This window comes from Variovorax sp. GW821-FHT09D07 (genome assembly GCF_059416345.1).
This window is the reverse complement of the sequence record NZ_JBWKOY010000003.1, coordinates 701,518-714,084: the sequence shown is the minus strand read 5'-3', so window position 1 is coordinate 714,084 and position 12,567 is coordinate 701,518. Positions and strand designations below refer to the sequence as shown.

Here is a 12,567-nt window from a genome sequence, read left to right as displayed (position 1 = left end):
GAAACCCCTGTGGTGGGAGGTGCCGCGACACCCGGAAGGGGCGTTGCCCGCACTTTTTCCCACTTAACTGCACTTTTTTCCACTGTAGCAGGAAACACTTGCGACGCAACTGGGGCTCGGGGGTATTTTTTGTAATGGAATCAACGACTTAGCGCCGATTTCCAAACCTGGAAATCGGCGAATTGTGTTGAAAATGAAGTACTTAGCTCACGCAGTGAAAGTGATGCGTGAAGGACGACCCCGTTACAGGGGCCGAGGGAGGCGGCTTCAGAGGATGAAGCGCGAAAGGTCTTCGTCGTGACTTAGTGCCGCGAGGCGCTCGTCGACATAAGCGGCATCGATGCGGACCGTCTGGCCCTCGATGCGGGTGGCATCGAAGCTTACCTCATCGAGCAGGCGCTCCATCACGGTCGAGAGACGGCGTGCACCGATGTTCTCGGTGCGCTCGTTCACCTCGAAGGCGATGGCCGCCAGCCGCGTGATGCCGTCGGGCGCGAAGTCGAGCGTCACGCCTTCGGTGGCCAGCAGCGCCTGGTACTGCTTCACGAGCGAGGCGCGGGTCTGCGTGAGGATGCTCTCGAAGTCCGACACCGAGAGCGATTGCAGCTCGACGCGGATCGGAAAGCGCCCCTGCAGCTCGGGAATGAGGTCGCTCGGCTTGCTCAGGTGGAACGCACCGCTCGCGATGAACAGCATGTGGTCGGTGCGCACCACGCCGTACTTGGTGGACACGGCCGTGCCCTCCACGAGCGGCAGCAGGTCGCGCTGCACGCCCTGGCGCGAGACATCGGAGCCCTGCGCTTCGCTGCGCGTGGCGACCTTGTCGATCTCGTCGATGAAGACGATGCCGTTCTGCTCGGCGTTGGCGATGGCCTGCGTGCGGATCTCGTCCTCGTTGACCAGCTTGGCGGCCTCTTCGTCGATCAAGAGGCGCATCGCCTCGGCGATCTTGAGCTTGCGCGTCTTGCGCTTGCCGCCGCCGAGCTGGCCGAACATGCCGCGCAGTTGCTCGGTCATTTCCTCCATGCCGGCCGGGCCCATGATCTCCAGCGGCGCACGCGTTTCGGCGAGGTCGAGTTCGATCTCCTTGTCGTCGAGCTGGTGCTCGCGCAGCTTCTTGCGGAAGGCCTGGCGCGTCGGGTTGGGGCTGTCGAGTGCGGGCGCAGCGCCATCGGCGCCGCGCGCCGGAGGCAGCAGCGCATCGAGGATGCGCTCCTCGGCCGCGTCTTCGGCACGGGCGCGCACCTTCACGCTTTCGGATTCGCGCGTCTGCTTGACGGCGATCTCGGCGAGGTCGCGAATGATGGAGTCGACATCCTTGCCCACGTAGCCCACCTCGGTGAACTTGGTGGCCTCGACCTTGATGAACGGCGCGTCGGCCAGACGGGCCAGGCGGCGGGCGATCTCGGTCTTGCCGACGCCCGTCGGGCCGATCATGAGGATGTTCTTGGGCGTGATCTCGTGGCGCAGCTTCTCGTCGACCTTCTGGCGGCGCCAGCGGTTGCGCAGCGCAATGGCCACGGCGCGCTTGGCGGCGGGCTGGCCGACGATGTGGTTGTCCAGCTCGGAGACGATTTCCTGGGGGGTCATGGACATGGTCAGAGCGCTTCCACCGTGTGGTTCATGTTCGTGTAAATGCAGATTTCTCCGGCGATCGCCAGCGATTTGCGCACGATCTGCTCGGCCGAAAGGTCGGTGTTGTCGATCAGCGCCTTGGCCGCCGACTGGGCGTAGGCACCGCCCGAACCGATGGCGATCACGCCGTCTTCAGGCTCCAACACGTCGCCATTGCCGGTGATGATGAGCGAAGTCGTGGCGTCGGCCACGGCCAGCATGGCCTCGAGCTTGCGCAGCACGCGGTCGGTGCGCCAGTCCTTGGTGAGCTCGACCGCCGCGCGGGTCAGGTGGCCCTGGTGCTTCTCGAGCTTGGCCTCGAAGCGCTCGAAGAGCGTGAAGGCATCGGCTGTGGCGCCGGCGAAACCCGCCAGGACCTTGCCGTGATAGAGCCGCCGCACCTTGCGCGCCGTGCCCTTGATGACGATGTTGCCGAGAGTGACCTGCCCGTCCCCGCCGATGGCGACCTGATCGCCTTGGGGGGTCTTGCGGCGCACGCTCACGATGGTGGTGCCGTGAAACTGTTCCATCGCAGCCATCTGGGGATGGGCCCCGCCAATGCAACCCTTGCGGTCGGACAAACTGCTGGCGGAAAACACGGCCGCGCCGGGGCCGAGGACCCCCTGTGACGGGGTCAGTTCTTGCGGACCGCGACCGTGGCGTGGTCGGTGATGCCGATCAGTCCGAACAGCGCGGCAATCAGCCGGTGGGCGTCGACGAACTGCACCCGCTCACCGTTCGCGTCGCGCTCGCGGACCCAGCTCAGCAGCGTGCCGGCCGCCGTCAGGTCCATGCGCAGCAGGGCCGCGCACGAGATGACCGGTGCCGTCGTGTGGCGCAGGTCGTGGTCCAGGCGCTGCCAGCACGACAGCGAGTCGCCGCGCAGGTCGCCCGCCAGCGCGGCAAAGCCGCTGTCGGTGGACGGGAAGCTCTCGGAATCGCCCCCGACCGACAGCAGCGACCACACCGAGCTCGGCCGGCTCGCCGGCGGCGCGGCCAGCGAGGTGCACTCGCCCTTCGGGTCCTGCCAGGACGGCGGCGACACCTCGTAGGTGATGCAGTAGTTGAGCGCCACCAGCTCGAAGTCGTCAGGCAGGTGCATCATGCGCAGCGCTGCGAGGCGCAGCTGCCACCAGGCGTCGTCGGGATGGCGCTCGTTGTTGGGCGTGGCCGCGGCCAGCACGGCCATGAGCTGCGAGGCGCCGAAGAAGCGCAGCTGCACCGGCGAATCGGACCAGTGCGCGAACAGGATGCGCAGCGGCGCGGCGGCCGGCGGATCGATCTCGGTGAGCGCGCGCCAGTCGAGCGTCCAGACCATGCCGGCCTGCGAGAGCGCGCGCGTGAGCGCCATGAGCCCCTCGCGCGTCAGGTGCGCGGGGCTGGCCCAGTCGGCGGCGCCGGTGGTGTCGGAGGCCGCTTCGGCGTCTTCGCTGGCGGTGACGGCCTTCACGCTGCGCGCGAGTTCGTCGAGCGAGACCCAGTCGGGCCCCATGCGCTTCATGCGCTGCGCGTAGCGCATGCGGGCGGCCGCGAACTTGGCGGCGTCGCCGGTGGCGCGGTACAGGTCGAACAGCGCGCGCCAGCGGGCGTCGTCGCGCTCCAGCGTGACGGCTGCGGTGGCGTCGTCGGCGGAGAACGCACTTTCGGCGGCCAGCGCCTGCAGCAGGATGGCCTCGGCGCCAGTGTCGTCGCCGTGCGCGAAGCGGATCACCGCTTCTTCGAGCGCGCCGTCATGCGCGAGCCGGGACGGCTGCGGCGCAGGCGCGGCGGCTGCGGCAGCAACCGCCGGCGCTGCGGCCACGGGCGCGGAAGCCGCCGGTGCGCCTGGATCGGCCGGCAACTGGTCGCCGCCGCTGTCAACCGGCGGCAGCGTTTCAGCGCCCGCGTCGGGCGGCGGATTGACCAGCGTCTCGCCGTTCGGCCCGCGGCCCTTCCACCACTGCTGCGACATCTGCTCTTCGATCTCGTCGATCTTCTTGAGCGTGAGTGCGCGGCCTTCGGATTTTTCGGAGGTGCTGTTGAGGTTGAACGACGACGGCGTGACCGTCGCCTCGAAGGCATGGGCCGCCGCCTCGCGCTGGCGCAGCTTGCGCAGCATGTCGAACTCGCGGCGGCGCACGAAGTCGTTGCGCTGGCGTCGCTCGATCATTTCCTTCAGCATCTCGCGGCTGTAGGTCTGCTCGGGCAGCGACGAGTCGGAGGACGGCGCGTCCAGCTCCGACCAGTCTTTCAGGGGATTTCGAACGAACTTGGCCACCTTCGAGAAAAGGCGGCCTGACTCTTCCTTTGGCATTCAGAGAAGGTTATCGAAAGCGCGGGTTCCGTTCTACCGTGCAGCCGTTCAATCCCCGAACATTTTCTGCTTCAGCTCGCGGCGCTGCTGCGCTTCGAGCGAGAGCGTGGCGGTCGGGCGGGCCAGCAGGCGGCCGACGCCGATGGGCTCGCCGGTCTCGTCGCAGTAGCCGTAGTCGCCGGCGTCGATGCGCTGGATCGACTGCTCGATCTTCTTGAGCAGCTTGCGTTCGCGGTCGCGCGTGCGCAGCTCGAGCGCGTGCTCTTCCTCGATGGTGGCGCGGTCGGCCGGGTCGGGCACGACCACGGTGTCTTCGCGCAGGTGCTCGGTGGTTTCACCGGCGTTCTCGAGGATGCCGCGCTTGAGTTCTTCGAGCTTCAGGCGGAAGAACGCCATCTGCTTGTCGTTCATGTACTCGTCGTCGGGCATCGCGATGACCTCGGCGTCGCTCAGCTCGGCGGGCGTCTTGGTCTTCCAGTTGTTGGCCAGCTTCGGGTCTTTCTTGACGGCCAGGGGCGGCGGCGGCACCAGCGCGGTGGAAGGTGCCTGCGAGAAGCTGGATTTGGCGGCGGTCGAGGCCACGGATTGCGGCATCGAGGGCACGGTCAGTTGCGACAGCCGGGACACGCGGCCACCACGCGCAGCGGGAGCGGGCGTAGCGGGGATCGAGGGTGTCGCCGGGGCGGAAGAAGAGGCGGCAGCCGTTTTTTTCATGGGGGTCGGGGGAGCAGAAAGGGCGGCCGCAGGACGGCCGACCGGTTGGGATGACGTAGGCGCCGCGCCCGCGGACTTGGTTGCGGGCTTGGCGGACTTCTTGGCAGCCGCGGTCCCGGTCTTGGCCGGGGTTGCCGCAGGCTTCTTGGCAGCGCTTTTCTCTTTCGCGGCAGAGGCAGCAGCAGCGGTGGCAGAAACCTTCTTCGTCGCGGGTACAGCCTTCACAGCCGTCGCCTTCTTTGCGGCGGGCTTGGTGGCTGGCGTGGCCTTGGCGGCGGGTTTCTTCACGGTGACTGGCTCCTTGTACGAACTGGAACGCGCTTTCACTGGGTGTCTCCTCCCAAGGGAACCGTTGCGGGTGTCAGGCCGCGTCGGCTCACGTTGTCGGGGGCGTCCTCAAGTGGTGAACCCCGGGGTTATACCCCCGAAAGCCCGCCAAAAACCCTTGGCGCCCCGTGCCGTAAGTCATATCTCGCCCCTGTGGACGAAGCATGGCTCCCGGAACAGGCGCGCGATTGTATAGAGAACTCGAAACGCAAGGCCATCGGGTGACGCACTGCCCTGCTCCGGTAGCATCGCCCGGCGCCGCCACAGGGGGTGGCGCAGGCACGCCGCGGGTCGGGGAGACACCGCGGCGGCCCTTCAAACAACCGATCGGAAAATAATCTTGAGCAAAAAAGCAGTATTGGGAGTCCTGGCCGCGGCCATCGCCGTCGCCTACGGCGGCAGCACCTGGTGGGCCGGCACGCAAATCAAATCGAGCTATGACGTCGCCCTGGGCGAACTGCCCAAGCAGACCGCGCTGGTGCGCGTGATCGAGCGCAGCTACGAACGCAACTTCCTCGGCGCCGTGAGCACCGTGACGCTCGAACTGGGTTGCCCGGCCGAAGCCGAAGCCGCCACCGCCCCTGCCGCGTCGGCACCCGCCGCCGCGCCGGCCGCCGCCACGACCGATGTCGCCGAGGCCGCGACCGAAGGCGACGAAGAAGAACCCGCCGAAGACGACAGCGACGCCGCGGCCACCCCGCCCAAGCCCGTGCGCATCACCATCCGCGACACCATCCGCCACGGCCCGATCGCCGGCGCCACGCTGGCCGCGGCCGTCATCGACAGCGAACTGGTGCTCGACGCCAAGGCGCAGGCCGAGGCCGAGAAGCTGTTCGGCAAGGCCAAGCCGCTGACCGCGCGCACCAAGGTCGGCTTCGGCGGCGGCTTCACCAGCGACTTCACCGTCGCGCCCGCCAAGCTGGCCGAAGAAGGCAAGGGCGAGTTCGCCTGGCAAGGCGCGCAGGCTCGCCTGGACATGAACGCGGCCCGCACCCACGTGCGCTACGACATGACGATGCCCGGCCTGGACGTCAGCACCGCCTCCAAGGGCGTGCAGCTGAAGATGGGCAAGTTCACCGCCAAGGCCGACATGGACGGCAGCGCCGGCTGGATGCTCGCCACCGGCAAGTCCGAAGGCCGCCTCGACAGCTTCGAGTTGAACGCGCCCAAGGGCCTGGGCCTGGGCGCGGGCACCGAGGCCGCCCCCGCCAAGGCGATCAAGGTGCTGCTGCAAAGCATCGACCTGACCGGCGAAGCCACCATCAAGGACGGCCTGTACGCCTCCGAAGGCGCCTTCAAGGGCAAGGGCAAGGTCAACGAGACCGCGATCGACAAGTTCGAGATCGCCAGCAGCGCGCGCCGCATCCAGGCGGCCGGCTACAAGAAGCTGGCCGACGCCTGGCTGCAGTCGACCGCCGGTGCCGGCTGCGGCCAGCGCAGCAAGGCCCAGAAGGACGCGATGCAGGCGCTCATCGAACAGCTCGCGCCCGACCTCAAGGCCATGGCCAAGCACAGCCCCGAAGCCGGCCTGGACCGCATGCTGGTCGAGATCGGCGGCCACAGCGCCGAGCTCAGCTACTCGGTGGCCCTCGCCGGCGTGACCGACGAAGACCTGCAACTGCCCGGCAACGCGCTGGTGCTCAAGCGCGGCGTGCTCAAGGCCAACGCGCGCCTGCCCGTGAAGTGGATCGAGAAGCTGGCCGAGACCGGCGCCGAGAGCGGCCGCACGCCGCCGCCTGAAATGCTCGCGGGCCTGATCGAACAGGGCGAAGCCAACGGCTACGTGAAGCGCACGGGCGACGACCTAGTCAGCCAGGTCGAGTTCAGCGAAGGCCAGCTCAAGCTCCTGGGCAAGCCGATGGGGAATTTCGGCAAGTAAGCACGGCCCGTCCCATGAAAAACGGCGCTGACCGCGAGGCCAGCGCCGTCTTTATTTGTTTGTCCGGCTCAGGCGAACGTGCTCAGACCAGGCACTGCTCCAGACCCTGCTCCAGGATCTCGCGCGGCAGCTCGATGCCGATGAACACCATGCGGCTCTGGCGCGCCTCGTCCTTGCCCCACTCCGGGCCCAGGTCGCTGCCCATGAGCTGGTGCACGCCCTGGAAGATCACCTTGCGCTCGGTGCCCTTCATGTTCAGCACGCCCTTGTAGCGCAGCATGCGCGGGCCGTAGATGTTCACGATGGCGCCCAGGAAGTCTTCCAGCTTGGCCGGGTCGAAGGCGCGGTCGGCCTTGTAGACGAAGCTCTTGACGTCGTCGTCCGTGTGGTGATGGTGGCCGTGGCCCTCGTGCTTGTGCGAGGGGTGGTCGCAGGCCTCGCCATGCGCGTGGTCATGGTCGTGATGGTCATGGTCGTCTTCCTTCAGGAAGTCGGGGTCGATGTCCAGCTTGGCGTTCAGGTTGAAGCCGCGCAGGTCGAAGATGTCCTTCAGCGGCACGTCGCCGAAGTGCGCCTTCTGCTGCGGCGCGCGCGGGTTCATGTGCTTCAGGCGGTGGATGAGCGCGTCGGTCTCTTCGGCCGACACCAGCTCGCTCTTGCTGATGAAGATCTGGTCGGCAAAGCCCACCTGGCGGCGCGCTTCCTGGCGGTCGTTCAGTTGCTGGGGCGCGTGCTTGGCATCGACCAGCGTGAGGATCGAGTCGAGCAGGTAGCTCTCGGCGATCTCGTCGTCCATGAAGAAGGTCTGCGCCACCGGGCCGGGGTCGGCCAGGCCGGTGGTCTCGATCACCACGCGGTCGAAGTCGAGCAGGCCCTGGCGCTTCTTGGCGGCCAGCAGCTGCAGCGCTTCGCGCAGGTCTTCGCGGATGGTGCAGCAGACGCAGCCGTTGCTCATCTGCACGATCTGCTCCTTCGACTCGGTCACAAGGATGTCGCTGTCGATGTTCTCTTCGCCGAACTCGTTCTCGATGACCGCGATCTTCTGGCCATGGGCCTCGGTCAGGATGCGCTTGAGCAGCGTGGTTTTGCCCGAGCCGAGAAAGCCGGTCAGGATGGTCGCGGGAATGAGGGCCATGGAAAAGTGCTCCGGAAACGGAAAACAGAAAAAGGCGGGGGATTGGCGGGCAGTTTAGCCAATGCCACTGAGTTGCGTTGCCGACGGGGTCAAGCCCTCGTTCACAGCGGCTTTCTGACCACCACCAGCCCCTTCAGGTACTCCCCTTCCGGGAATTCGATGGTCATCGGGTGGTCGGGCGCGGCGCCCAGGCGTTCGGCGATGTAACCGTCCACGCCCGCGTCGAGCCCGGCCGAGGCCACGATCTTGTGGAACAGGTCGGCGCTGATGCCGCCCGAGCAGGAAAACGTGAGCAGCACGCCGCCCGGCTCCAGCAGCTTGAGCGCCAGGCGGTTGATGTCTTTATAGGCACGCGCCGCGCGCTCGGCGTGCGCCACCGTGGGCGCGAACTTCGGCGGGTCGAGCACGATGGCGTCGAAGGTGCGGCCCTGGTCGATGAACTCGCGCAGCACCGTGTTCACGTTGGCGTCGAGAAACTCCGTGGCAATGCCCTGCCCTTCGAAGCCGTTGAGCGCCAGGTGCGCGCGCGCCCGCTCGAGCGCGGGCTGCGACGAATCGACCGACACCAGCGAGGCGCCCTCGAGCGCCCCGGCGGCCTTCAGGCCCGCGAGCGCCGCCACGGTGAAGCCGCCCGTGTAGCAGAAGCAGTTGAGCACACGCCGAAAACGCCGGTGCTGCGCCAGCTCGGCAAAGCGCTGGCGGCTGTCGCGCTGGTCGAGGTAGAAGCCGGTCTTGTGGCCGGTGGCGATGTCCAGCGACAGCTGCCAGCCGTGCTCGCGGATGGTGATCTGGGTCTCGCCCTCGCCACGCAGCCAGCCCGTGACCGGCTTCAGGCCCTCGCGCTCGCGGCCGCTGGCGTCGGAGCGTTCATAGAGCTTGGTAAGCCCCGTGGCCTTGAGCAGCGCATCGGCCAGCACGTCTTTCCAGCGCTCCACGCCGGCCGACAAAAACTGCGCCACCAGCGTGTCGCCATAGCGGTCGACGATCAGCCCCGGCAGGCCGTCGGCCTCGCCGTGCACCAGCCGCACGCCGTCGCTCTGCAGGTCGAAGAGGCCGCGCGCATGCACTGCGCGCGCACAGACCGTGGAAAAAAAAGCAGCGTCGATGCGCTGCTTCTCGTCAAAGCTCCAGGCCCGTGCCCGGATCTTGGAGGTGGGGCCGAAGGCCGCCCACGCGAGAAAGTGGCCGTCGTGCGACTCCACGCGCACCGTTTCCCCCGAGTCCGCGCCGCCGCGCGCAATGGCGGATTCGAAGACCCAGGGATGGCGGCGTTGGAGCGAGCGCTCCTTGCCCGGCTTGAGGCGGAGGGTTTTCATGGGAGATGAATGAAAGAAGAAATGAAAGACGAAAGAAAACGAGGCAGGCGACGGATGGCGGTTACTTGCCGTCCTTGTCCGGCCGGGCCTTGGCGCGCGGATGCGCCGCGTCGTAGACCTTGGCCAGGTGCTGGAAGTCCAGCCGCGTGTAGACCTGCGTGGTCGCGATGTTGGCATGGCCCAGCAGCTCCTGTACTGCGCGCAGGTCGCTGCTCGACTGCAGCACGTGGCTCGCGAACGAGTGGCGCAGCATGTGCGGATGCACCGGCGCGGCCAGGCCGGCCTTCAGGCTGCGCTCGCGCAGCAGCTTCCACACGGCCTGCGACGACATGCGAGCGCCGCGCGCACTGACGAACAGCGCCGGCTCCTGGCGCTCGCCGCGCACCGCGAGCCAGTCGCGCAGCGCCTCGGCCGCCTTGCTGCCCACGGGCACGCTGCGCCGCTTGCTGCCCTTGCCGAGCACATGGGCTTCCATCGCATCGAGGTCGACCCAGCCGAGCGCCGTGGCGCTGGCCTGCGCATCGAGCCCCGTGAGCTCGCTCACGCGCAGGCCGCAGCCGTAGAGCATTTCGACGATGGCGCCGTCGCGCGCTTCGGTCCAGGGGTCGGCCTCAGGGTCGTAAAGCTCGGCCAGGCGCACCGCGTCGTCCACGCCCAGCGCCTTCGGCAGCGGGCGGCCCGCCTTGGGCGCGTGCACGTCCTGCACCGGGTTGAAGCCGATCAGCCCTTCATGGCCGAGCCAGCGGTAGAAGCTGCGCCAGCACGACAGCACCAGCGCAATGCCGCGCGGCTCGCGCCCGGCGCTGTGCAACTGCGCCATCCAGCGGCGGATGTGCGCCGTCTGCACGCGGTCCAGCGGCAGGTTGGCCTCGGCGGCGTGGTCGGTCAGCGCGCGCAGGTGGAAGGCATACAGCTCGACCGTGCGCGGCGCGAGCCGACGCTCCACGCGCACGTGTTCGAGGTATTTGTCGATCCATTCCATGGTGTCGTCGTGCTCCGTGCGCCGCGCGGGGCCGCGCTAGCTAGAACAGATAACCGAGCGATGCATTGTTCACGATGGCGGCGGGCTCGCGCAATGCGCCCTTGAACAGCATGCCCCAGCGGCGCCAGCACGAGGTGGGCGCGGCGGCATACTGCACGTCGAAGGCCTGGTCGAAGCCGCTGGCACGCACCAGCCGCTCGATGCGCCACAGGTGGTACGGCTCCGACACGATGATCACGCTGCGCGCGCCGTTGGCTTCGAGCACCGTGCGCGACAGCGACAGGTTGGCGCGCGTGGACGACGACACCGACTCCAGCACCATCGGCCCCGTGTAGCCCTCGGCCGTGGCGTGGTCGCGCATCACCTCGGCCTCGATGCGGCCGTCTTCGACATCGACGCCGCCCGAGAACACCAGCGTCTGCGCGCGACCGGCGCGCGCCAGCACGATGCCCTGGTCGACCCGGCCCGTGAGGCAGGGGTTGGGCTTGCCGTCGAGGTAGGCGCGGTTGCCCAGCACCAGCGCCACGTCGGCCGCGCGCGGCAGCGGGCCGGCCAGTGCGGCCTCGGCACGCTGCCAGATCACGCCCGCGATGGCGACATACGTCAGCACGCCGGCCAGCAAGACCACGCACAGGCCGGTCAGCCAGGGCCGGCGGCGCCACCCGCGTCGCGCGGAACGGCTCAAGGGCGCAGCCGCGACAGCGCGCCCGACGACAGCTCGGCGATGCGCTCGAGAAAGTCCGTGCCCATTTCGGCGTTGAAGCGCTGCGCGTCCGGCGAGGCCAGCACCAGCAGGCCGAAGGCCGGCGACTCGGCGTCGGGGCGCAGCGGAATCAGCGCGATCGACGCGGCGCCCTGCGGCTCGGGCAGCCAGTTGGCCGCCTCGAAGCCCGCGTTGAGCCCGCAATAAGGCGAGGTCAGCGAGGTGGCCAGCGCCTTCACGTCGTCGCTCACCCACTGGGCATAGGCTTCGTTCAGGTACTCGGTGCCGCAGTCCCACACCTTGATCGCCGTTTGCGGCACCAGGAACAGCGACTGCAGGTCGACCGCGATGCGGTACGGCAGGCTGCGCGGGTCGCGCGTGGTCAACAGGCCCTTGGTCCAGCGCTGCAGGCGGTCGGCGATGACCACGTTTTCGGTGCCGTGGCGCACCATGTCCATCAGGCGGTGCTCCAGCGCCTTGATCTTCTCGCGCAGCATCTCGGCCTGGCGCTCCTGCAGGCTCACGGCGCGGTTGCCGTGCGGGCTGGTGAGCTGCACCTGCGCCAGCAGCTGGGCGTGGCGCTCGAAGAAGTCGGGGGTGTTCGACAGGTAGTTCGCGATGTCGTCTTCGGTGATCGGGTTCATGGCGTTGTTGTCGTGGGTGAATTGGGTCATGGCTGTTCCGAAATGTCGGGCACGTCGATCTCGCCCTCGAACACCGTCGTGGCCGGTCCTGTCATGAGCACCGGCCGGCCGTCGCCCTGCCACTCGATCGTGAGAATGCCGCCGTGCGTCTGCACGTCAACGCGGGAATCCAGCAGCCCCAGGCGGATGCCCGCCACCACCGCCGCGCAGGCGCCCGTGCCGCAGGCCAGCGTTTCGCCGGCGCCGCGCTCGAACACCCGCAGCTTGATGTTCGACCGGTCGACCACCTGCATGAAGCCCGCGTTCACGCGCTGCGGAAAACGCGGGTGGTGCTCGATCTGCGGGCCCTGCTCGGCCACCGGCGCGGTGTCGACGTTGTCGACCACCTGCACCGCGTGCGGGTTGCCCATGGACAGCACCGCTACCGAAACGATAGCGCTGCCGGCCCGGGTGCCCAGCGCCAGGTGCCATTTCTGCCACGCGCCTTCGTGCTGCGGGTCGAGCCCGGCCGTGTCGAAGGGCACGCGCGCCGGCTCGAAGACCGGGGCCCCCATGTCGACCGTCACGCGGCCGTCGTCGCCCATGCGGGGTTCGATCACGCCGGCCAGCGTCTGCACGCGCACGTCTTTCTTCTCGGTCAGGCCGTGCTCGCTCACGAAGCGCATGAAACAGCGCGCCCCGTTGCCGCACTGCTCCACCTCGCCGCCGTCGGCGTTGTGGATCACGTACTGGAAGTCGATGCCCTCGGCGGGCGACGGGCGCACCGTGAGGATCTGGTCGGCGCCGACGCCGAAATGGCGGTCGGCCAGGAAGCGGTACTGCGCGGCCGTGAGGCCCAGCGTGCCGCGCGTTTCGTCCAGCACGACGAAATCGTTGCCGGCTCCCTGCATCTTGGTAAAGCGGATTCGCATCGCCGGATTATCGCCACCGGCGCCGCCCTTCGCGCCGAAAGGGCCGCAG

The 12,567-nt window shown here is 68.2% G+C and carries 11 protein-coding genes; 1 reads left to right on the top strand and 10 read right to left on the bottom strand.

What is annotated here, in order from left to right:
• Positions 1–267 precede the first annotated feature (267 nt).
• From hslU to dksA, 4 genes are all read right to left on the bottom strand, one after another.
• Positions 268–1,596, bottom strand: a complete 1,329-nt coding sequence (hslU, locus tag AC07OX_RS14780; RefSeq protein WP_139702997.1) for an ATP-dependent protease ATPase subunit HslU — start codon at positions 1,594–1,596, stop codon at positions 268–270.
• A gap of 2 nt (positions 1,597–1,598) precedes the next feature.
• Positions 1,599–2,144 (bottom strand): ATP-dependent protease subunit HslV, encoded by a 546-nt coding sequence (gene hslV, locus AC07OX_RS14775; protein ID WP_042578379.1) that lies wholly within the window; start codon positions 2,142–2,144, stop codon positions 1,599–1,601.
• Between the two features lie 104 nt (positions 2,145–2,248).
• A complete protein-coding gene (locus AC07OX_RS14770) occupies positions 2,249–3,907 on the bottom strand; it encodes an STAS domain-containing protein (protein WP_495261902.1) in 1,659 nt (552 codons plus the stop codon).
• A 48-nt stretch (positions 3,908–3,955) separates the two neighbouring features.
• Positions 3,956–4,846 (bottom strand): RNA polymerase-binding protein DksA, encoded by an 891-nt coding sequence (gene dksA / locus AC07OX_RS14765; protein ID WP_409574652.1) that lies wholly within the window; start codon positions 4,844–4,846, stop codon positions 3,956–3,958.
• 442 nt (positions 4,847–5,288) lie between these two features.
• Between dksA and AC07OX_RS14760 the strand changes: the two genes are divergently transcribed.
• Positions 5,289–6,827: a YdgA family protein gene (locus AC07OX_RS14760; RefSeq protein WP_495261901.1), complete on the top strand. Its 1,539-nt coding sequence runs from the start codon at positions 5,289–5,291 to the stop codon at positions 6,825–6,827.
• An 82-nt stretch (positions 6,828–6,909) separates the two neighbouring features.
• Here AC07OX_RS14760 and AC07OX_RS14755 read toward each other — a convergent pair whose 3' ends face one another.
• The 6 genes from AC07OX_RS14755 to dapF form a co-directional block, all read right to left on the bottom strand.
• Positions 6,910–7,962: a CobW family GTP-binding protein gene (locus AC07OX_RS14755; protein ID WP_062474247.1), complete on the bottom strand. Its 1,053-nt coding sequence runs from the start codon at positions 7,960–7,962 to the stop codon at positions 6,910–6,912.
• A 101-nt stretch (positions 7,963–8,063) separates the two neighbouring features.
• Positions 8,064–9,278 (bottom strand): class I SAM-dependent rRNA methyltransferase, encoded by a 1,215-nt coding sequence (locus AC07OX_RS14750; RefSeq protein WP_495261900.1) that lies wholly within the window; start codon positions 9,276–9,278, stop codon positions 8,064–8,066.
• Positions 9,279–9,339: 61 nt separating this feature from the next.
• Positions 9,340–10,260 carry a tyrosine recombinase XerC gene (locus AC07OX_RS14745; RefSeq protein WP_070060138.1) on the bottom strand — a complete coding sequence of 307 codons (921 nt, stop codon included), beginning with the start codon at positions 10,258–10,260 and terminating at the stop codon, positions 9,340–9,342.
• Between the two features lie 40 nt (positions 10,261–10,300).
• Positions 10,301–10,945: a YdcF family protein gene (locus tag AC07OX_RS14740; RefSeq protein ID WP_495261899.1), complete on the bottom strand. Its 645-nt coding sequence runs from the start codon at positions 10,943–10,945 to the stop codon at positions 10,301–10,303.
• Positions 10,942–11,637, bottom strand: a complete 696-nt coding sequence (locus AC07OX_RS14735; RefSeq protein ID WP_062474254.1) for a DUF484 family protein — start codon at positions 11,635–11,637, stop codon at positions 10,942–10,944. The genes AC07OX_RS14740 and AC07OX_RS14735 overlap by 4 nt, the downstream gene beginning before the upstream one ends.
• On the bottom strand, positions 11,634–12,518 hold the full coding sequence (gene dapF, locus AC07OX_RS14730; protein WP_495261898.1) for a diaminopimelate epimerase: 885 nt from the start codon (positions 12,516–12,518) through the stop codon (positions 11,634–11,636). Before dapF ends, AC07OX_RS14735 begins: the two co-directional genes overlap by 4 nt.
• Between the last annotated feature and the right edge of the window lie 49 nt (positions 12,519–12,567).